Annotated in this window: 16 protein-coding genes and 1 pseudogene; 13 read left to right on the plus strand and 4 right to left on the minus strand. The window is 72.9% G+C overall.

Features of this window, described 5'->3' with window-relative positions; translation table 11 throughout:
• Positions 1 to 9: 9 nt before the first annotated feature.
• Both A4E84_RS33090 and A4E84_RS33095 read left to right on the plus strand, forming a co-directional pair.
• Positions 10 to 1,032 carry a TIGR03842 family LLM class F420-dependent oxidoreductase gene (locus A4E84_RS33090; protein WP_062930062.1) on the plus strand — a complete coding sequence of 341 codons (1,023 nt, stop codon included), beginning with the start codon at positions 10 to 12 and terminating at the stop codon, positions 1,030 to 1,032.
• A gap of 146 nt (positions 1,033 to 1,178) precedes the next feature.
• Positions 1,179 to 2,699 carry an NCS1 family nucleobase:cation symporter-1 gene (locus A4E84_RS33095; protein ID WP_062930063.1) on the plus strand — a complete coding sequence of 507 codons (1,521 nt, stop codon included), beginning with the start codon at positions 1,179 to 1,181 and terminating at the stop codon, positions 2,697 to 2,699.
• A gap of 27 nt (positions 2,700 to 2,726) precedes the next feature.
• Here A4E84_RS33095 and A4E84_RS33100 read toward each other — a convergent pair whose 3' ends face one another.
• Complete coding sequence (locus A4E84_RS33100; RefSeq protein ID WP_062930064.1) at positions 2,727 to 3,395, minus strand: hypothetical protein; 669 nt, start codon at positions 3,393 to 3,395, stop codon at positions 2,727 to 2,729.
• Positions 3,396 to 3,661: 266 nt separating this feature from the next.
• On the opposite strand from A4E84_RS33100, the gene A4E84_RS33105 reads away from it, so the two are divergent.
• The 4 genes from A4E84_RS33105 to A4E84_RS33120 all read left to right on the plus strand — a co-directional run bounded on the left by A4E84_RS33105 (position 3,662) and on the right by A4E84_RS33120 (position 8,572).
• Positions 3,662 to 5,488, plus strand: coding sequence for a gamma-glutamyltransferase family protein (locus A4E84_RS33105; RefSeq protein WP_062930065.1), 1,827 nt, complete (start codon positions 3,662 to 3,664; stop codon positions 5,486 to 5,488).
• A gap of 143 nt (positions 5,489 to 5,631) precedes the next feature.
• The gene (locus A4E84_RS33110; RefSeq protein ID WP_062930066.1) at positions 5,632 to 6,477 is read left to right on the plus strand and encodes an inositol monophosphatase family protein; all 846 of its coding nucleotides are present in this window, start codon (positions 5,632 to 5,634) and stop codon (positions 6,475 to 6,477) included.
• Positions 6,478 to 6,656: 179 nt separating this feature from the next.
• The gene (locus A4E84_RS33115; RefSeq protein ID WP_062930067.1) at positions 6,657 to 8,066 is read left to right on the plus strand and encodes a phytoene desaturase family protein; all 1,410 of its coding nucleotides are present in this window, start codon (positions 6,657 to 6,659) and stop codon (positions 8,064 to 8,066) included.
• Positions 8,063 to 8,572 (plus strand): O-acetyl-ADP-ribose deacetylase, encoded by a 510-nt coding sequence (locus A4E84_RS33120; RefSeq protein ID WP_062930068.1) that lies wholly within the window; start codon positions 8,063 to 8,065, stop codon positions 8,570 to 8,572. The genes A4E84_RS33115 and A4E84_RS33120 overlap by 4 nt, the downstream gene beginning before the upstream one ends.
• Positions 8,573 to 8,609: 37 nt before the next feature.
• Here A4E84_RS33120 and A4E84_RS33125 read toward each other — a convergent pair whose 3' ends face one another.
• Positions 8,610 to 9,443, minus strand: a complete 834-nt coding sequence (locus A4E84_RS33125) for a class II glutamine amidotransferase (protein ID WP_062930069.1) — start codon at positions 9,441 to 9,443, stop codon at positions 8,610 to 8,612.
• 268 nt (positions 9,444 to 9,711) lie between these two features.
• On the opposite strand from A4E84_RS33125, the gene A4E84_RS33130 reads away from it, so the two are divergent.
• The 4 genes from A4E84_RS33130 (at position 9,712) to A4E84_RS33145 (ending at position 14,892) form a co-directional block, all read left to right on the plus strand.
• On the plus strand, positions 9,712 to 12,369 hold the full coding sequence (locus A4E84_RS33130; RefSeq protein ID WP_062930070.1) for a winged helix-turn-helix domain-containing protein: 2,658 nt from the start codon (positions 9,712 to 9,714) through the stop codon (positions 12,367 to 12,369).
• A gap of 75 nt (positions 12,370 to 12,444) precedes the next feature.
• Entirely contained in the window at positions 12,445 to 14,055 is a 1,611-nt protein-coding gene (locus A4E84_RS33135) for an MFS transporter (RefSeq protein ID WP_107308413.1), read from the plus strand.
• On the plus strand, positions 14,052 to 14,570 hold the full coding sequence (locus tag A4E84_RS33140) for a hypothetical protein (protein ID WP_062930071.1): 519 nt from the start codon (positions 14,052 to 14,054) through the stop codon (positions 14,568 to 14,570). Before A4E84_RS33135 ends, A4E84_RS33140 begins: the two co-directional genes overlap by 4 nt.
• Positions 14,571 to 14,694: 124 nt before the next feature.
• Positions 14,695 to 14,892 carry a hypothetical protein gene (locus A4E84_RS33145; RefSeq protein ID WP_062930072.1) on the plus strand — a complete coding sequence of 66 codons (198 nt, stop codon included), beginning with the start codon at positions 14,695 to 14,697 and terminating at the stop codon, positions 14,890 to 14,892.
• Between the two features lie 5 nt (positions 14,893 to 14,897).
• Here A4E84_RS33145 and A4E84_RS33150 read toward each other — a convergent pair whose 3' ends face one another.
• Both A4E84_RS33150 and A4E84_RS33155 read right to left on the minus strand, forming a co-directional pair.
• Positions 14,898 to 16,307: a DUF2252 domain-containing protein gene (locus tag A4E84_RS33150; protein WP_062930073.1), complete on the minus strand. Its 1,410-nt coding sequence runs from the start codon at positions 16,305 to 16,307 to the stop codon at positions 14,898 to 14,900.
• 3 nt (positions 16,308 to 16,310) lie between these two features.
• A complete protein-coding gene (locus tag A4E84_RS33155) occupies positions 16,311 to 16,943 on the minus strand; it encodes a potassium channel family protein (RefSeq protein WP_079129213.1) in 633 nt (210 codons plus the stop codon).
• 165 nt (positions 16,944 to 17,108) lie between these two features.
• On the opposite strand from A4E84_RS33155, the gene A4E84_RS33160 reads away from it, so the two are divergent.
• The 3 genes and pseudogenes from A4E84_RS33160 (at position 17,109) to A4E84_RS33170 (ending at position 20,064) form a co-directional block, all read left to right on the plus strand.
• The gene (locus A4E84_RS33160; protein ID WP_062930074.1) at positions 17,109 to 17,771 is read left to right on the plus strand and encodes an HdeD family acid-resistance protein; all 663 of its coding nucleotides are present in this window, start codon (positions 17,109 to 17,111) and stop codon (positions 17,769 to 17,771) included.
• Positions 17,772 to 17,824: 53 nt separating this feature from the next.
• A pseudogene (locus A4E84_RS33165) lies at positions 17,825 to 19,179 on the plus strand (hypothetical protein).
• A 3-nt stretch (positions 19,180 to 19,182) separates the two neighbouring features.
• Positions 19,183 to 20,064 carry a YhjD/YihY/BrkB family envelope integrity protein gene (locus A4E84_RS33170; protein WP_062930075.1) on the plus strand — a complete coding sequence of 294 codons (882 nt, stop codon included), beginning with the start codon at positions 19,183 to 19,185 and terminating at the stop codon, positions 20,062 to 20,064.
• The last annotated feature ends 8 nt before the right edge of the window (positions 20,065 to 20,072 follow it).

Raw genomic sequence — 20,072 nt, forward strand, 5'->3', positions numbered from 1 at the left:
GCGGTGCAGATGGACTTCGGACTCGTGCTCCAGGCCGACCCGCCGGCCTCGCGGGTGATCAGCCTGATGAAGCGGGCGGAACGCAACGGCTTCACCTACGGCTGGACCTTCGACTCCGCCGTGCTGTGGCAGGAACCGTTCGTGATCTACAGCCAGATCCTCGCCAACACCACGACCCTGAAGGTCGGGCCGATGGTGACCAACCCCGGCACCCGCACCTGGGAGGTCACCGCCTCCACCTTCGCCACCCTCAACGACATGTTCGGCAACCGCACGGTCTGCGGCATCGGCCGCGGCGACTCCGCGATGCGCGTGGCCGGCCGCAAGCCCAACACCCTGGCCCGGATCAGCGAGGCCATGAAGGTGATCCGGGACCTCGGCAGCGGACGGGAGGCCGACCTCGGCGGCGGCACCGTCGTCCGGTTCCCGTGGATCAAGGAGGGCGCCGAACTGCCCGTGTGGATGGCCGCGTACGGCCCGAAGGCACTGAAGATGACCGGCGAGGAGGCGGACGGGTTCATCCTCCAGCTGGCCGACCTCTATCTCACCGAGTACATGGTCAAGGCCGTGAAGGACGCGGCCGTCGCCGCGGGCCGGGACCCCGCCGAGGTGACCGTCTGCGTGGCCGCCCCGGCCTACGTCACCGAGGACGACTCGCCCGAGGCGCTCGCCCACGCGCGCGAGCAGTGCCGCTGGTTCGGCGGCATGGTCGGCAATCACGTCGCCGACCTGGTCTCCAAGTACGGCGAGCACTCGGCCGCCGTCCCCGACGAACTCACCGACTACATCAAGGCCCGCGAGGGCTACGACTACTCCCACCACGGGCGCAGCGGCAACCCCGACACCCAGTTCGTGCCCGACGAGATCGTCGACCGGTTCTGCCTGATCGGCCCGGTCGAGAAGCACGTCGAGAAGCTGGAGGCGCTGCGCGCGCTCGGCGTGGACCAGTTCGCCGTCTACGACATGCACGACGCGCAGGAGTCCGTGATCGAGACCTACGGATCCCAGGTGATCCCGGCCGTCAACGGCTGACCTCTCCGTTCCACCCCCTGTGAGCTCCCCCTTCCCAGCGGCTCGGGAAGGGGGCCCAGGACGCTCCCCGGTGCACCCGGAGCGCACCCCCCATCGGCGCCACCGCACGGCCTTTCCCGTCCCACCTCCCCTGATTGGCCCGGCCCATGACCGATACCGCTCCCACGGCCCCACCGCCGCCCACCCAAGTCACCCGCGCCGACGGCCGGGTGGAGATCGCCCCGGGCGCCCCCGCACCGACCGGTCCCTACGCCAACGAGGACCTGCTGCCGGTCCCGGTCGAGAAGCGCACCTGGACCACGTACAACTTCTCCGCGCTGTGGGTCGGCATGGCCCACAACACGGCCTCCTGGACCCTGGCCTCCGGGCTCATCGCCGTCGGCATGGACTGGAAGCAGGCGGTGCTCACCATCGCCCTGGCCAACGTCATCGTGCTGATACCGATGCTGCTCACCGGGCACGCCGGACCCAAGTACGGCATACCCTTCCCGGTCTTCGCCCGGGCCTCCTTCGGCATCCGCGGCGCCAACCTCCCTGCCGTCGTGCGGGCGTTGGTGGCGTGCGGCTGGTTCGGCATCCAGACCTGGATCGGCGGCGAGGCCATCTACTTCCTGGCCGGCAAGCTCATCGGCACCGGCTGGACGGACGCGGCGAAGGTCGGCGGCTACGCCTGGACGATGTGGCTGTCGTTCGCGATCTTCTGGGCGCTGCAAGTGGTCATCATCTACCGGGGCATGGAGACGATCCGCCGCTTCGAGAACTGGGCGGCGCCCTTCGTGCTCGTCGGCGCGTTCGTGATGCTGTGGTGGATGAGCGACAAGGCGGGCGGCTTCGGCCCGCTGTTCGACCAGCCCTCCAAGCTCGGCTGGGGCGCGGACTTCTGGAAGCTGTTCGCCCCCGCCCTGATGGGCATGATCGGCTTCTGGTCCACGCTGTCGCTGAACATCCCCGACTTCACCCGTTACGGCAGGAGCCAGAAGGCGCAGATGCGGGGCCAGGCGCTCGGCCTGCCGACCACCATGACCCTGTTCGCGTTCCTGTCGGTGATGGTCACCTCGGGCTCCCAGGCCGTCTACGGCGAGGCCATCTGGGACCCGGTGCAGCTTGCGGCCAAGACCGACAGCACGGTGGGCCTGCTCTTCGCGCTGGTCACCGTCCTGGTGGCGACACTCTCCGTCAACGTCGCTGCCAACCTGGTCTCACCGGCGTTCGACTTCTCCAACATCGCGCCCCGCAGGATCAGTTTCCGGGCGGGCGCCCTCGCCACCTGCGTCCTCGGTGTGCTGATCTTCCCGTGGAAGCTGTACTCCGACCCGCAGGGTTACATCTTCACCTGGCTGGGCCTGGTCGGCGGCCTGCTCGGCACCGTCGCGGGCATCCTCATCGCCGACTACTGGATCCTGCGCCGCTCCCGGCTCGACCTCGCCGACCTGTACCGCCCCGGCGGCCGCTACTGGTACGAGGGCGGCTGGAACTGGCGGGCCGTCGTCGCCTTCGCCGTCGGCGGTGTCCTCGCCGTCGGCGGCGCGAGCTTCAAGCCGCTGACCGACGGCCGTCCCATCCCGGCGCTGGCCGATCTGGCCGACTACGGCTGGGCGGTGGGCCTGGGCACGTCGATGGTCCTGTACCTGGTGCTGATGGCCACGCGGGGCCGCAGCACCGTCTGAGGAAGCCCGGCGCGCTGGAGGGCCCGCTCAGCCCTTGTCGCTCTCCAGCGCGGCCACGGCTTCCTTCGCGGCCTTGATGGCGCCCTTGTTGATCGTGTCCGTGCTGGGCGCCTTCTTCGACTCGAAGTCACTGCCGTTGTAGTTGATCGTCACCAGCGCGTTGGAGGCGCGGGCGATCACGACGCCCTCGCGGGTCTCCTGCTTGTCCTCTGTCGTGAGGTTCACGACAGAGTAGGCGCTGTCGCCCAGACCGGGGACGGCCCCGCCGCCGCCCTTCTTGTCGAGGTGCGCCTCGTACGACTTCTGCGCGGCCTCGTCCGACTCCATGACCTCGTAGGACACGTCGAGCCAGCGGTAGTCGTACCCCTTGAGCGCGTTCCAGGAGCAGGTGCGGCGCAGCTCCGAGTCGGTGGACGGGATCTCCTTGCCGGCCGTCTTGGCGCCCGGCACCAGCGACTCGATCGTCTTCTTGGCGACGCTCTCGCACGGGGCGGGCGCGGCCGAGTACGCCTTCGACACCGTCGACGTCGACGGGGCGGACGCGGACCGGTTCTCGGTCTTCTCTTGGGCCGGCTTGTGCTCGGCGGCCTGCGGCGCGGCGAGCGGACCGGACGACAGCGCCCAGCCCGCCGCGGCGAGCACCACCACCGGGGACAGGCGGGCGGTCAGGGCGAGGGGCAGAGGTAGGGAACGCACGGCGCCCTTCTCGTGTGGGACGGAAGGTGCGGAGCGGGTCCGCACGGCGGACGGGACGACAGTCTCACACGAGTGTCTGTGGTGCGGAAGTGCGAACTCGCTCCGTGGCTGCGCGGTGACGGGGGACCCCTTTTCACCGCCCGGAAATCGGTCGGTTCAGCAGCCGGTGGGTGGTTTTCCCGAGGTTTTGCCAGGACCCCGACCAGGGGAGGGGGACGGGTGGCGTGCCCCTGAGCGCCCCGGACGACGAGAGATGAGAAGGCCGTATGTTCACCACCCGCCCCACCCTCCAGGGCACCTTCGGCATGGTCTCCTCGACCCACTGGCTCGCCTCGCAGTCCGCGATGGCCGTCCTGGAGAACGGCGGCAACGCCTACGACGCGGCTGTGGCGGGCGCCTTCGTGCTGCACGTCGTCGAGCCGCACCTCAACGGCCCGGCCGGCGAGGTGCCGATCCTGCTCGCCCCGGCCGGCGGAGAGGTGCGGGTGCTGTGCGGGCAGGGCGTCGCACCGGCCGGGGCGAGTGTCGCGCACTACAAGGGCCTCGGCCTGGACCTCGTCCCCGGCACCGGGCCGCTCGCCGCCGCCGTGCCGGGCGCGTTCGACGCCTGGATGCTGCTGCTGCGCGACCACGGCACCCGGTCCCTCGACGACGTCCTGAAGTACGCCATCGGCTACGCCGAGCACGGCCACGCGCCCGTGGAGCGCGTCGGCGAGACCGTCGAGACCGTGCGCGAGCTGTTCGAGACGGAGTGGACCTCGTCGGCGGAGGTCTACCTGCCCGGCGGCAAGGCGCCGCGCCCCGGCGAGCTCTTCGCCAACCCCGCACTAGCGGCCACCTGGAGGCGCCTGCTCGCCGAGACCGCCGGCGCGGGCGACAGGGAGGCACGGATCGAGGCCGCCCGGCAGGTGTGGCGCGGCGGGTTCATCGCCGACGCCCTCGTCCGCCAGGCCGGTCGCCCGACCAGGGACACCAGCGGCCGGCGGCACACCGGCACCCTCACCGTCGCCGACCTCGCCGCCTGGTCCGCGACCTACGAGACACCGGCGACGTACGACTGGAACGGCTGGACCGTGTGCAAGCCGGGCCCCTGGAGCCAGGGCCCCGTCCTCCTCCAGCAACTCGCCCTGCTCCCGCCCGAACTGCCCCCGTACGGTTCCGCCGACTACGTCCACCTCCTGGTCGAGAACTGCAAGCTCGCCATGGCCGACCGGGAGGCCTGGTACGGGGACGCCGCCGACGTACCGCTCGACGACCTGCTGTCCGACCCGTACAACACGGCCCGCCGCTCCCTCGTCGGCGAGCGGGCCGAGAACGGCCTGCGGCCCGGCAGTCCCGGCGGACGTACCCCGCGCCTGGGCGCGCACGCGCGCGTGGCCGCCAGCGTCCAGGAGGGCTTCGACGCCCTGGGCGTCGGCGAACCGACCGTCGCCAAGAGCCCGGCGTCCCCCGTCCCGGGCGAACCGGAGATCCTCGCCGACGGCACCACCCGCGGCGACACCTGCCATCTCGACGTCGTCGACCGCTGGGGCAACATGGTCTCGGCCACGCCCAGCGGCGGCTGGCTCCAGTCCAACCCGGTCGTGCCCGAACTCGGTTTCCCGCTCGGCACCCGGCTCCAGATGACCTGGCTGGAGGAGGGCCTGCCGGGCTCCCTGACCCCGGGCCGCCGCCCCCGCACCACCCTGACGCCCTCGATCGCCCTGCGCGACGGTGTGCCCGTCATGGCGTTCGGCACGCCCGGCGGGGACCAGCAGGACCAGTGGCAGCTGCACTTCTTCCTCGCGGTCGCACTGCGCGCCCAGGTGCGCGGCGGCCCCGACCTCCAGGGCGCGATCGACGCCCCGAACTGGCACAACGACAGTTTCCCCGGCTCCTTCTACCCGCGCGGCATGCGCCCGGGCAGCGTCACCGTGGAGTCCCGCACCGACCCGGCCGTCGTCGGGGAACTGCGGCGCCGCGGCCACGACGTGACCGTGGGCGGCCCCTGGTCGGAGGGCCGGCTGTGCGCGGTCGCGCGGGACCCGGAGACGGGCGTCCTGTCGGCCGCGGCGAACCCGCGCGGGATGCAGGGGTACGCGGTGGGCCGGTGACTCCGTCGGACGGTCGCCGGAGCGCGACCCCGCGATGCGCACCGCCCTCCGGCCGCGCCCGGACGCCCCGCTGTTCATCGCGATGCCACCCGCGGTGCACCCGGCGGGCGCGCCGTGTCAGTGGCACGTGTTGTCATGGAGGGGTGAACGACAGCAACGAAACCATCGAAGAGTTTCTCGCACAGCACGCCTTCGACGTCGAAGAGGCGATCCGCAAGGCGGCCGCCTCCGAGATCATGCCCCGCTGGCGCCGGCTGGCCGCGCACGAGGTCGACCAGAAGAGCGGCCCGCACGACCTGGTGACCGACGCCGACCGCAAGGCCGAGCTGTACCTCACCGAGGCGCTGGTCGCCCTGCTGCCCGGCTCGGTCGTGGTCGGCGAGGAGGCGGTCCACGCCAACCCGGCGTCGTACCAGGCGATACGGGGCGACGCCCCGGTCTGGATCGTCGACCCGGTCGACGGGACACGCCAGTTCGTCCGCGGCGAGGCGGGGTTCTGCACCCTGGTCGCCCTGGCTCACCGCGGCACCCTGCTCGCGTCCTGGACGTACGCGCCCGCCCGCGACCGGCTCGCCACCGCCCAGCGGGGCAAGGGTGCCCACCTCGACGGGGAGCGGCTGTTCGCCGGAGTGCCGGAGCCCGGCCGGGACCTGCGCGTGGCCACCTCCCACCCCGACTACACGACGGACGAGGAAAAGCACGCCCTGCTCGGCCTGCGCACCGACGGGGTGGCACCGCGCCCGTGCGGCTCGGCCGGACTGGAGTATCTCGCCCTCGCCCGCGGCGAGTCGGACGCGGTGGCGTTCTCCTGGGAAGCCGCCTGGGACCACGCGGCCGGTCTGCTGCTGGTCGAGGAGGCCGGCGGCACCCACCTGACGCTCGCGGGCGAGCCGTTCCGCATCGCGGGCGGCAATGCCCTGCCCTTCACCGCCGCCCGCGACGCGGCCACGGCCCGCCGGGTGGTGAGCCTCCTGTCGGGCGGGGCATGAGCGTCACTGCGTTGCATGGTGCACACAGATGACTACACAGTGTGCGCACGCAGGGGGTTTGGGCCGCCGCAAAGCGGCCTTCCCTGCCGGAAGTCACCGGTGACCGGTGACTGTCAGTCCCCGGGCATATCCTGATGCCCAGTGGCCGTCGGCTGACGAAGGGGTCCGAGGTGCCGTCGATGCTCGATGCCGTCGTAGTGGGTGCGGGGCCGAACGGACTGACCGCGGCCGTGGAGCTGGCCCGCCGCGGCTTCTCCGTCGCCGTCTTCGAAGCCCGCAGCACCGTGGGCGGCGGAGTCCGCACCGAGGAGCTCACCCTCCCCGGCTTCCGGCACGACCCGTGCTCCGCGGCCCACCCGCTCGCCATCAACTCCCCGGCATTCCGCGCCCTGCCGCTGGAGCGGTACGGCCTGGAGTGGCTGCACGCCGAGCTGCCCATGGCGCACCCCTTCCCGGACGGCACGGCGGCCGTCCTGGCCCGCACGGTCGGCGAGACGGCCGCCTCCTTCGGCCCGCGCGACGCCGGCGCGTACCGCAGGTTCATCGAGCCCTTCCTGCCCAAGTGGGACACCCTCGCCCGGGACTTCATGTCGCTGCCGCTGACCGCGCTGCCCCGCGACCCGGTGACCCTCGCCCGCTTCGGCCTGGCCGGGCTGCCCCCGTCGACGCTGCTGATGCGCCGCTTCCGCGACGAACCGGCCAAGGCCCTGTTCTCCGGGCTCGTCGCCCACGTCATGGCCCCGCTCGACGGCTTCGCCACCGGCGCCATCGGCCTGGTCTTCGCCCTCGCGGCGCACGCCCGCGGCTGGCCCGTCGCCCGCGGCGGCTCCCAGTCCCTCTCCGACGCGCTCGCCGCCTACCTGCGGGACCTCGGCGGCAGCGTCCACACCGACTACGAGGTCAAGCGCCTCGACGACCTGCCACCGGCCCGGGCGTACGTCTTCGACACCTCGCCCACCGCCCTGGCCCGCATCGCCGGCTTCGGCAACCACTACGCCGGCTACCGCTACGGGCCGGGCGTCTTCAAGGTCGACTATGCGCTGGACGGCCCCGTGCCCTGGACCGCGAAGGAGGCCCGCGCCGCCGGCACGGTGCAGGTCGGCGCGAGCAGCGCGGAGATCGGCGCGGCCCTGCGCGCGGTCTCCCGGGAGGGCCGGGCGCCCGACAAGCCGTTCCTGATCACCGTGCAGCCGAGCGTCGTCGACCCCACCCGGGCCCCGGCGGGCAAGCACGTCTTCTGGGCCTACGGGCATGTCCCGCACGGCTGGACCGGCGACCTCACCGACACCATCGAGCGGCAACTGGAGCGCTTCGCCCCGGGGTTCCGCGACCGCGTCCTGGCCCGCGCCACGGCCGGCCCGCCCGAACTCGCCGCCCGCAACGCCAACTACGTCGGCGGGGACATCGCCTCCGGTGCCGCCTCCGGCCTCCAGCTGCTGCTGCGCCCCAGGCTCACCCTGTTCCCCTACAACACCCCGCATCCGGCCGTCTTCATCTGCTCGTCGGCGACCCCGCCGGGCCCCGGAGTGCACGGCATGTCGGGGCACAACGCGGCGAAGGCCGTCTGGAAGCGGCTGAGGCAGATATGACGGCCATCGAACTGGTCCAGGGCGACATCACCCGCGAGAGCGTCGACGCGATCGTCAACGCGGCCAACTCCTCACTGCTGGGCGGAGGAGGGGTCGACGGGGCGATCCACCGCCGTGGCGGCCCCGCCATCCTGGAGGACTGCCGCAGGCTCCGCGCGGCGCACCTCGGCAAGGGCCTGCCCACCGGCCGGGCGGTCGCCACCACCGCGGGCGACCTGGACGCCCGCTGGGTCGTCCACACCGTCGGCCCGGTGTTCAGCGCGACGGAGGACCGCTCCGCCCTCCTCGCCTCCTGCTACCGCGAGTCGCTCCGCGTCGCCGGTGAACTCGGCGCCCGCAGCGTCGCGTTCCCCGCCATCTCCACCGGCGTCTACGGCTGGCCGATGGACGACGGCGCCCGCATCGCGATCGAGACCGTACGGGCGGCCGACACCACGGTCGGGCAGGTCAGGTTCGTCCTCTTCGACCGGCCCGCGTACGAGGCGTTCGCCGCGCACCTTCACTGAGCCGCGGGACGGCGGCTGAGCCGCGGGACGGCGGCGCTCAGACGGGCTCGGGCTCGAAGTGCCGCAGCAGGCCCCTGCCGGGCTGGACGACGCCGTAGCTGTTCTCCGGAACGGTGTTCCACACCCCGGGAAGATCGCCCAGCGGTTCCGACACCACCAGCCGGGTCTCGTCCGAGATGTGGTTCAGGAAGGCGAGATCGGGGTGCAGGGCGCGCACGTCCTCCACCCGGCTGCTGTAGTACAGCGAGCGCGAGGCCCCGCCGCTGGAGTACCGGAAGAACCACACCCGCTCGCCGTCGGTCACCGCGACCGTCATCTGGAGCGGCTCCGGCACCCCGTGTTCGTGCCCGAGCCGCTCGACGAGCCCCGCCATCCGGGCCACCGCGCCCGGCGGATCTGCGTCGAGACCGAGCGTGAGGGCCACGTGGAACATCACCTCGGAATCCGTCGTGCCCTCGAGAGAAGGGAACAGCTCCGGCGCTATGGACATCATCAGATCCCGGCGCATTGCGGAGAACCCGGTGATCGCCCCGTTGTGCATCCACATCCAGCGTCCGTGCCGGAAGGGGTGGCAGTTGGTCTGCTGCACGGCGGTGCCGGTCGAGGCCCGCACATGGGCGAAGAACAGCGACGAGCGGACGTGGTCGGCGATCTCCCGCAGATTGCGGTTGCTCCAGGCCGGACCCGTGTCGCGGATGACGGCCGGGGTGCGCAGATGCCACGCGTACCAGCCGACGCCGAAGCCGTCGCCGTTGGTGGTCTCGACTCCCATCCGCGCGTGCAGGCTCTGGTCGATCAGCGAGTGCTCGGGGCGGTAGAGGACGTCGTCGAGCAGCACGGGCGTTCCCGAGTAGACGAGCCAGCGGCACATGGTCGGTACTCCCGTTCCGGGCCGCCCCGGCCGAGCCGGCCGGCCTCTGGATGATGATCGCCGATGCGCCCGGCGCGCCCGGGCGGCGGTGCGTGACCCCAGGAGACCCCGGCCGCAGCGGTGGCCGCATCGCCCGCCACGGGTGGTCTCCGGCGCACCCGGGGCTCGGGCCAGAGCGTGCGCGGCAGAGCGAACACTGAGATGCTGAGCGAGACGATCGCCAGGTCAGAAACGACTGACGGACGGCAGGCAGGCAGGGGTGGACCCCATGGCCGCGACCGATGAGACTCCGGGGGAGGGGATCGCCGACCCCACCGGCGACCCGCTGCTGCGCACCCGGTTCGCCCTGCCGGCCAGGCCCGCCACCTTCGTGCGCAGGCCGCGCCTGGCCGGACACCTCGACCAGGCCCTGGCCACGCCCCTGACCATGGTCAACGGGTCGGCCGGCGCGGGCAAGACGCTCCTGGTCGCCGACTGGGCCTCGAACCTGAGCCGCCCGGTCGCGTGGCTCACCGCCGAGAGCACCGATCAGGCACCCGGCGTGTTCTGGGCGCACGTGCTGCAGGCTCTGCGGGCCGCCGGCGTGCCGGTGGCGAGCGAGGTCGGAAGCCCCGCGGAGGCCGGTCGCGTGGACCAGCGCACGCTCACCCGCCTCGCCGCCGATCTCGAAGGCAGGGACGATTCCACGCTCGTCGTCCTCGACGAGTTCGACCGCGTGGTCTCCCGGGAGATCGCCGAACAGCTGGAGTTCGTCCTGCACCACGCCGGGCGGGGCCTGCGTCTGATCGTGGTCACCCGCACCGAACCCCTGCTGCCGCTCCACCGCTACCGGGCGTCGGGCGAGATGACGGAGATCCGGGACGCCGAGCTGGCCTTCACCCCGGACGAGGCCCATGAGCTCCTGACACGGCACGGCCTGGACCTGCCCGGGAGCGCCGTCCTGGCCCTGGTGGAACGGACCCGGGGATGGGCCGCGGGTCTCCGGCTCAGTGCGCTCGCCGCCCGGCAGGGCACGGACCCGCAGGCCTACCTGAAGCAGTTCGAAGCGGACCGCAGCGCGATGGCCGACTTCCTGCTGGCCGAGGTGCTCGACCGGCAGGCACCCGGCACACAGGACCTGCTGCTGCGCATCAGCGTGCTGGAACGCTGCTGCCCCGACCTGGTCAACGCGCTGACGCAGCGCACGGACGCGGAGACCGTCCTCGCCGCGTTGCAGCGCGAGAACGCATTCGTCCACTACCTCGGTCACTCCTGGTACAGCCTGCACCCCTTGTTCGCCGAGATCCTCCGTGCCCACCTGCGCGAGCGCTTCCCCGGCCTGGAGCCGGAACTGCGCAGTCGGGCGGCCCAGTGGCTACGGCGTTCCGGAGCCCTGCCCGAAGCGCTCGCCCAGGGTGCGGCGGCGGACGACTGGGAGTTCACCGCACGGGCCGCGGTCGACGACCTCGCCCTCGGGCAGCTCTTCACCGGCCTGCGCTCCGACGACCTGGCCGCGCTGTTCGAGCGGATGGGCCCCGACGCCAGGGGCCCGGCCCCGGACCTCGTCCGCGCGGCCCGCGAGCTGGCCGGCCGCGACGTCGAACACGGCCTGGCGCACCTGCACCGGGCCCAGGAGGAGCTGGCCCGGGACGGCGCGACGGACACGGCGGCGGCCGGGCTCACCTGCGCCCTGCTGGAAGCGCTGGCAGCGCGGCTGACCGGAACGCCGGGCAGGGCGGAGCGCGCCGCGGAGCAGGCGCTGGCCCTCAGGCCTGAAGTTCCCGGGCACCTGCTCGACGAGCACCCGGAGCTGAACGCCCTGCTGCTCACCCACCTGGGGTCCGCCCGCCTGTGGGCCGGGCGCTTCGAGGACGCCCGGACCGTCCTGTCGGCGGTGGCCGGACGGCCCGGCGGAGCGGCCATGGCGCTGCCCCGGTGGGAGGCTCTGGGCCACCTGGCTCTGATCGACTACCTGAACGGCTGGCTCGGCCGGGCGGAGCACAAGGCCCTGGCGGCGGCCGGCCAGGCACAGCGCTACAGCCTGCCCCAGCGCTCCGGCGCCGGCCTCGGCGCTCTGGTCCGGGCCGCTGTCCTCATCGACCGTGACGAACTCGACGAGGCGCAGGCGCTTCTCGACGAGGCCGCCGCCTCGCACCCGCTCGTAGCGGATCCCGTCGAGGAAGCGGGCCGGGTGCTCACCCGCGGCCGGCTGCTGCTGGCCAAGGGAGACGCCCGGGCCGCGCTGGCGGCGGCGGACGCGATCGTCCCGGCCGGCGTGAGCTCACCCTGGGCCGAGGACCAGGCCGCCGCCCTAGCCTGTGCCGCCTACCTGGCCCAGGGGCAGCCCGAGTCGGCCCGCGAGGCCGTCGAGGGTGTGGCCGGCCGCTGGGCCGCCTGCACCGTGCAGGCCGCCCGGGCCCGGCTCGCGGCAGGACATCCCGACGCAGCGCTCGCGATGCTCCACAGCCTCCCGGAGACCGAGCGGCCCGGGCCGGCGGTGACCGTCCGGGCCACGCTGGTCCGCGCCCAGGCCACCCACGAGCTCGGCGACCGCGCCGCCGCCGACCGCCTGCTCGGCCGGGCCCTCCTGGACGGCAGGCGCGATCAGCTGCGCCTGCCGTTCCTGGAAGCCGGCCCCTGGATCCGCCCGCTGCTGAGCACCGGCCGCCTGCGGGAGCTGGCGGGCGGCTGGCTCGTCCCCGGGCCCGGGCACGGTCTCCCGGGACAGCTGCAGCGGCAGCCGACGCCCGTGGGGGAGGAACTGAGCGCGCGCGAGCGTGACGTGCTGCGCAGGCTGGCCGAGATGAGGTCGACGGAGGAGATCGCAACCGACCTCCACGTGTCGGTGAACACCGTGAAGACCCACCTCAAGAGCATCTACCGCAAGCTCGCGGTGAGCCGCCGCGGCGACGCGGTACGCCGTGCTCGCGACGCGCGGATCCTGTGACCAGGCGGCCCGCTCCGGCCCCCCTCGCCCGGGAAGGGTGAGGCGCGACGGCCGCTCGGCGGCTGCGATGGACGGGTGACACGCTGGCGCACCCTGCTCATCCTCGGCACCGCCCAGTTCCTGATGGTCCTGGACACCTCGGTCATGAACGTGTCCATCAGCCGGCTGGTCGACGACTTCGACACCGAGGTCACCGCCATCCAGGCGGTCATCACCCTGTACGCCCTGGTCATGGCGGCCTTCATGATGGTCGGCGGACGCCTCGGGGACGTCCTGGGACGCCGGCGCATGTTCCTCCTCGGGCTGATGGTCTACGGCACGGGATCGGCCCTGACCGCCGTGGCGCCCAGTCTGTGGGTCCTCGCCCTGGGCTGGTCGGTGATCGAGGGTCTCGGTGCCGCCATGGTCCTGCCGTCCATGGCGGCACTCGTCGCCGAGTCCTACAGGGGACGGGACCGGGCCGTCGCCTACGGAGTGATAGGCGGCCTCGCCGGCGCCGGTATCGCGGTGGGGCCGCTGCTGGGCGGCTGGATGACGACATACCTCACGTGGCGTCTGGTCTTCGCCGGCGAGGTCGTGATCGTCCTGGCCGTGCTGCTCTGCCACCGGGTGATCCCCAGGACGGCCCCGAGAGAACCGCGGCCCCGGCTCGACGGCGTGGGCGCGGCGCTCTCCGCCACCGGCCTCGGACTGGGCGTGCTCGGAGTGCTCCAGAGCAGCACCTGGGGCTGGGTGCAGCCGCGCAACCCGCCCTTCACCGTCCTGGGCTTCGCCCCGACCCTGTTCGTCGTCGGCGCCGGAGCCCTGGTCCTGTACGGCTTCGTGCGCTGGGAGCGGCGGCGCGACGCCCGGGGGGCCGACGCCCTGGTGCACCTGTCGTTGCTGGGCAGACCGGTCCTGCGGTCGGGCCTGCTGATGCTGGTGAGCCAGAACCTCGTCCTGCTGGGGCTGTTCTTCGCGATCCCGCTGTACCTGCAGGTGGTGCAGGGCTTCGACGCGTTCGAGACAGGCCTGCGCCTGCTCCCGGTGTCCCTCACCATGCTCGCGACCTCCCTCTTCGCAGCGCGGCTCGGCCGGTCGCTCAGTCCGCGCCGGGTCGTGCGGCTGGCTCTGCTGACCCTCGCGGGAGCGGTCGTGTGGCTGCTGGCGACGATCGACCCGGCCATCGACGACGCCCAGTTCGCGGGAGCCATGGCCCTGCTGGGCGTGGGCATGGGCCTGCTCGCCTCACAGCTGGGCAACGTCGTCCAGTCGGGCGTCGGCGAAGAGGAGCGCAGCGAGGCGGGAGGACTCCAGTTCACGGCCCAGAACCTGGGCTCCGCACTGGGCACCGCCCTCATCGGGTCGCTGCTCATCGGAGCCCTGGTGCACGCCTTCAGCGCCCAGGTCGAGGCCGACCCCCGGCTGTCGGACGAGGCCCGCAGACAGACCGGCGTAGCCCTGGAGGCCGGGGTCAGCTTCGTCTCCACGGGCCAGGTCCGCTCGGCGGCCGAGCAGGCCGGTCTGCCGCCCGCGGAGGTTGAGGCGGTCACGGACTCCTACGCATCGGCCCAGCTCGACGGGCTGAAGGCGGCCGTCCTCGCCACCGGCGGGATCACCCTTGCCAGTTTCCTGGTCACCTCGCGTCTGCCGACGGCTGGGCAGCACTCCACGCGGCGGCCCGGCGGCGAAGGAGGGGCCCGATGACCACGGACCGCGGTGCCGCACGCAAGGCGCGGGGCGCCGAGCGCCGGGCCCATGCCGACTACACCGGCGGCGTCTACGGGGCCATGCTCGCCGCCTCCGTGGTGATCGGAGCCGGAACCCTGGGGTCGCTGCCCCGGCTGGAACTGGTGCTGCTGCTCGTGCTGACCGGTGCGGTGTTCTGGCTCGCGCACGTGCACGCGCAACTGTTCGGGGCGCGACTGGCGCAGCGGAACGTCGACCGCGCGACCGTACTGCATGTGTGCCGCGAGGAGTGGCCGATCCTGCAGGCCGCGGGTCCGCCCGCCGCCGCCGTCGCCGTCAGCCCGCTGCTCGGCCTGGACGTGCAGGGCGCCGTGTGGCTGGCGCTGGCCGTGGCGGTGGCGGAGCAGGTCGGCTGGTCGGTGGCCGCGTCGCTGCGCGCCGGTGCCTCCCGGGGGCAGCTGGCCGGGTCGGCGGCGGTGAACCTGTTGCTCGGGTTGCTGATCATCGCCTTCAAGTTCGTCGTCAAGCACTGACGCGGGCCCGCGGGGCGGGCGGAGGTTCACCTGCGCCGGGTGAGGGCGCGCGGGCCGCCGGGGCGGACCATCGCTAAGGAAGGGCGCGCCTCCCCCTCTCGGGCCGCCCGCGGGAGAGCAGCTCATGCGCTACGAGATCCGCATCGCCGGACAGATGTCGGAGACACTGGCGAAGGTCTTCCCGGAACTGGACCACGTGGTGGTGTCCGGGCAGACGCTGCTGTACGGCCCGGTCGTGGACGAGGCCCACCTGTACGGGCTGCTGACCCGCTTCCAGTCACTGGGGCTCAGGGTCGTGGAGATGCGCCAGTTGCCGGAGTGACCGGCTCACGAGGCCGCCGTCCGAATCCTGCCGGACCGGGCGGCGGCGCCCAGCGCGGCGAAGTCCCGCTCGTTCCGGTCGGCGTAGGACTGTGCGAACGCGGTGAGGGCGCGATCGAAGCTGTTCCCGCCGCCGAGGTAGGCCCCGATGGCTACGGGATCGCCCGAGCGGGCATGGGCCCTCGCCAGGCTCGCTCCGCACAGCCCGGCGAACAGCCGCAGCAGGCCCGGGTCCATCGTGTCCGGCCGTGCGATGCCCTTCCAGTCGCGCAGCTGACGTACGTAGAAGTCCCGCTCGTGCCCGTCGAGGCCCGTGGCGTGCGTCCAGCCGAGGAGGATGTCGCTGGTCGTCTGGATCAGCCGCTGGCCCGCCACCACGCGGCGGCCCTCGTTGTCGTAGCGGATGCCGTCGGTGTGGTCGGTGAGTACTGACGCCTGCGCCTCCTTGGCCTGGAGCAGCAGTGGATCGTCGTCGTCCCGGCCGAGCAGGAGCACGATCCAGCACCGGGTGCCGACGCTGCCGACACCCACCACCTTGCGGGCGATGTCGACCAGCCGGTAGCGGCGCAGCAGATGCCGGCGCTCGGACGACAGGGTCCGGACGTATCCCTCCAGGACGGCGCGCAGCTCCTTCTCCTGCCCGCGCGGCGCGGAGTCGTCCACCAGGTCGCGCAGCGGCGTGATCAGGGGCGGGTCGGGGGCGATCCGCCGGCCTTCGTCCGTGACCCGGGTGAGCTTCTCGAAGGCCTGGAGGTGCGTGCGGGTCCGGGCCTTCGCCGTCGCCTCGGCGGTACGGCGCCTCGCCTCCTTGCTCATCGACGCGGCCATCAGTTCCCGCAGCTGGTCGGCGTCGTCCTGCGCGTACCAGATGTCCAGGGTGCGCATGCCCGCGAACTCCCGCATCCGCTGCCGGTAGGCCCGTACGCACGCCTCCACGATCCGGTTCTGCTCCTCGGTCTCGAAGCCGTTGGCCCGGCCCGCGATGGCGAAACTGGCCGCCAGCCGCTTGACGTCCCACTCGAACGGGCCGGCCAGGGTCTCGTCGAAGTCGTTGATGTCGAACACCAGATGGCGTTCCGGCGAGGCCAGCAGCCGGAAGTTCAGCAGATGGGCGTCGCCGCAGAGCTGCACCCGCAGTCCGGTGTCCGCGACGGCCCCGAGGTCCGCCGCCATGATGGCCGCCGCGCCCCGGTAGAAGCGGAACGGGGACTCCAGCATGCGGGCGTAGCGGATCGGCACCAACTCCGGTATGCGCGTGGCCGACTGACGTTCCAGCACCTCGACCGGGTCGAAGCGCTGCGGGCCCGCGTCGAAGTAGCCGTGGGAGGAGCGGGGGACGTGCCGGCGCACGTTCCGCCCCTCGGCCGCTCGCTCGGCCGGCGACAGGTAGGTCGTGAGGGGGCCCGGTACGGTCATGGCTCAGTCCTCCGGCTGCGAGGTGAAGTCGTCCGAGGGCTCCCGTCCCCGACGGCGCAGGCCCGCCTGCACGGCACCGGCGAGAATCCGTGCGGCGACGCCCACCAGCAGCAGTCCGCCCGCCATCTGAACCATCGCCAGTACGCGTCCGGTCTGGGTGCGGGGAGCGACGTCCCCGTACCCGACCGTGGTGAACGTGGTGAGCGTGAAGTACAGGGAGTCCGTCTTCGTCAGGGGTTCGCTGAAGGAACCCGGGGTGGAGTGCTCCAGCAGGTAGTAGGTGCCCGCGAAGAGCAGCAGGAAGAGGACCAGCGTGGCGGCCAGGGCCTCGACGGCCTTCAGCCGCGGGTAGGGCGATCTCGTGATGGCCCGCACCTCCCACGAGAAGATCACGATGACCAGCAGCAGGCCGCAGGCGAGCAGCGCCGAGGTGCCGGTGGTGCTCCGCCCGTCCAGAGGCAGCACGTAGTAGACGGTGACGAGACCGGTCGCGATGAGCGCCGCACGCACGAGGACCGCGGCCGTCGCGCGTCGCCGCGGACCGTGCGGCCGCCGACGCTGCTCCTGGTCCTGGTCCTGGTCCTGCTTCTGCCGGAGCCGGGGGGACGTGGTCCGGGCTGCCGCTGGATCGTTCATCTCGTGTCTCGTGCTCCTTGCCGGCACATGGGGTCGTCACCACCTCACCGCGGCAGCGCGGGAGAGGGATCACCCGTGGGGGGTGATCCCGAGGCCGCCGGGGCACGCGACGCTGCTCGACAAGGGCGTTCCCGCAGACCGGCGGATCGCCGGTGAGGAGGAGCCATGGCCACGTCACCGGGTCAGGGGCCACGTGCCGGAGCCGAGTACGATCCCGCAGGGCCGGCGTACAGCCCCGCGGGCGACCCCGCGCAGCTCCTGGCGGCCCTCGGACGCTCCTGGACGTGGATCCTCGCCTCGGCGGTGGCGACGCTCGTGCCGGGCATCCTGCTCCTGGTCTGGCCCGAGGCCACCCTGCACGTCGTGGCGGTGCTGATGGGCCTGTACCTGCTGGCGGCCGGAGCGTTCCGCTTCGTCGCGACCTTCGCCCGGCAGGAGCAGGGCCACCGCCTGCCCAGTCTGCTCCTGGCCGTGCTGTACGTGCTGGCCGGAGTGCTGTGCCTGAGGAATCCGCTGCAGACCATCACCGCGCTGTCGCTGATCGTCGGCCTCGTCTGGCTGGTGTCCGGCATCCTCACGCTCTACACCGCCCTCGCCGCCCGGGACCTGCCGCACCGCGGCTTCGTCCTGGGCGCCGCGGTGCTGGGCATCGTCGCGGGCATCGTGGTGCTGGCCCTGCCCGCGGAGTCGGCCCGCGCGCTGACCCGGCTGCTCGGCCTGTGGCTCGTCCTGCTCGGACTGGCCGAGGCGGGGCTCGCGTTCGCCTGGCGGGCCGCGCTGGGTGGATCGTCCACCGCCGTTCCGCACGGCTCCACCGGGAACGTCTGAGCCGGCGGGACACGGGACGGCGACAGGCCGTTCACCGCATTCGAGGAGCAGCCATGGCCCCGACCGACGGCTCCGTCCCGCCACCTCCTGCCGAGGGGAGTGAGGCATCGGGGCGCTTCCTGAGCACGGAAGAACACGCGGAGTACGAGCGGCTGCGCCGGAACGCCGGCGTACGCCACCGCCGGCTGCGCTACTCCGGCGCCGGTGTGCTGCTCGTCCTGGCCCTGCTGCTCGCGCCGCTGTCGGTCGTCGCCGTCTGGGTGGACGAGCAGGTCTCCGACACGGGCCGGTACGTGCAGACCGTGGCACCGCTCGCCTCGGACCCGGCGGTCCAGGACGTGGTGACCGACCGGATGACCGACCGCGTCGTGGCCCAGGTGGATGTCGAGGCGGTGACGGATGCGCTCACGCGGACGCTGGCGGACGCCGGGGCGCCGCCGCGCGTGGTGGAGGCGTCCGAGTCCCTCGCTGGGCCCCTGCGCTCCGCCGTCCGCGACGTCGTGGACCGGACCATCAGCCGCGTCGTGACCAGCGATGTCTTCGCGCAGGTGTGGGAGGGCGCCAACACGCGGGCGCACGCCGCCGTGGTGAGCATGCTCACCGGAGAGCGCGAGGGCGCGCTCCGCGCCGAGGGCGACACCGTGCAACTCGACCTCGGCCAGGTGGTCGACGAGGTGCAACAGCGTCTCGTCGACGCGGGCTTCGACAAGGCCGCGGCCATCCCGGACACCGACCGGACCATCACGCTGTTCCAAGCCGAGGAACTGGGCAAGGCGAAGGATGCGATGAGGCTGCTGGACACCATGGGTACCTGGCTGCCCGTGCTGACCGTCGCCCTGGCCGCCCTCGCCGTGTGGACCGCTCCCCGGCACCGGCGCATGCTGCTGGTCACGGCTGTCGGCGTCGGCGTGATGATGATCGTGTTCCTGGTGGCGCTCGCCCTCCTGCGGCGGGTCTACCTGGATGCCGTGCCGAGCGCGACGCTGCCGCCGGACGCCGCCGCGGCGATCTACGACACCTTCGTCCGCTTCCTGCGCGACAGCACCCGCACCCTCCTCGTGGTGGCCGTGATCACCGCACTGGCCGCCTACCTCTACGGCCCCGGGCGCGGGGCCCGGCTGTCCGGAACCTCGCCCGCCGGGGCACCTCGGCCGTCGGCCGGGGCCTGTCCCGTGCCGGGCTGCGCACCGGATCCGCCGGCCTCGCCCTGGCGGAGCACCGCTCGTGGACCACCGGCATCGTCATCGGCTCGGGCGTGCTGGCCCTCGTCCTGTGGAACCACCCCACGGCCGGCGCGGTCGCGCTCGTGGCGGGCCTGGTCGTCGTCGTGCTGATCGTCCTGGAGACGCTCGCCGCTGCCGCACAGGGCCCGGACACGACGCGAACGGGCCCGGCCGCGGCTCCATGAGCCATGTCCGGCACCGCCGCCCCGCATCCGCCGTCCCGCAGGTCGAGGGCCGAGCGGATCTCGTCGCACCTGAGGTCCGGCCCCGCGGCCCGGCTGCTGCCCCGGCTGGTCGCGCTCAACATCGTGGAAGGGGCGGTCCGGCTGGCCGCCCAGGCCTTCCTAGCCGCGCTGCCCCTGCTGATGACGGTGGCGGCGTTCGCACCCGACGGCGTCCAGGACCTGCTGGCCGACGCGCTCCAGGAGCTGTTCAGGGTCCGGGGCGACACGCTGGAGGAGGTGCGGCGCGCCTTCGAGGCGACCGGGCCCACCGCGAACACGGTCGGGGCTGTGGGCTTGCTGGTCACGCTCGCTTCGGCGACCGCCTTCAGCCGGGCGCTCCAGGCGGTGTGCCAGCGGTGCTGGAACCCGCCCCGGGCCCCGCTGCGGGAGGCGGCCTGGCGCTGGCCGCTGTGGCTGCTGGTCTGGCTCGTCCACCTGCTCCTCCAGGCGCCGATGCGTGGCGGCTTCGGCGTCGGCCCGGTTCTCGGAGCGGTGCTGTCCCTGCTCGGGGCGACGCTGCTGTGGTGGTGGTCGCAGCACCTGTTGCTGAGTGCCAGGGTCGGCTGGAGCGAGCTGCTGCCGGGAGCGGTCCTGGCGGGGACGGGGACGGTCGTCCTCAGCTGGGCGGCCCGTCTGCTGATGCCCACGGCCATGGACCGCAGCCTGGAGGAGTTCGGCCTGCTGGGGCCGGTGTTCACCTTTCTGTCGTGGCTGATCGCGGTCTTCCTGGTGGCCGTCTCGGGGCTGGCGCTCGGCGAGACGGTGGCCACGTCCGGCTGGTACCGCAAGGTGCTCGACGCCCGCCGCCGGCCGCGCGGCGGCCGCACGATCACCCGCCCCGGGTGAGGCGGCCC

The sequence above is a fragment of the Streptomyces qaidamensis genome, assembly GCF_001611795.1.
Lineage (GTDB): Bacteria > Actinomycetota > Actinomycetes > Streptomycetales > Streptomycetaceae > Streptomyces > Streptomyces qaidamensis.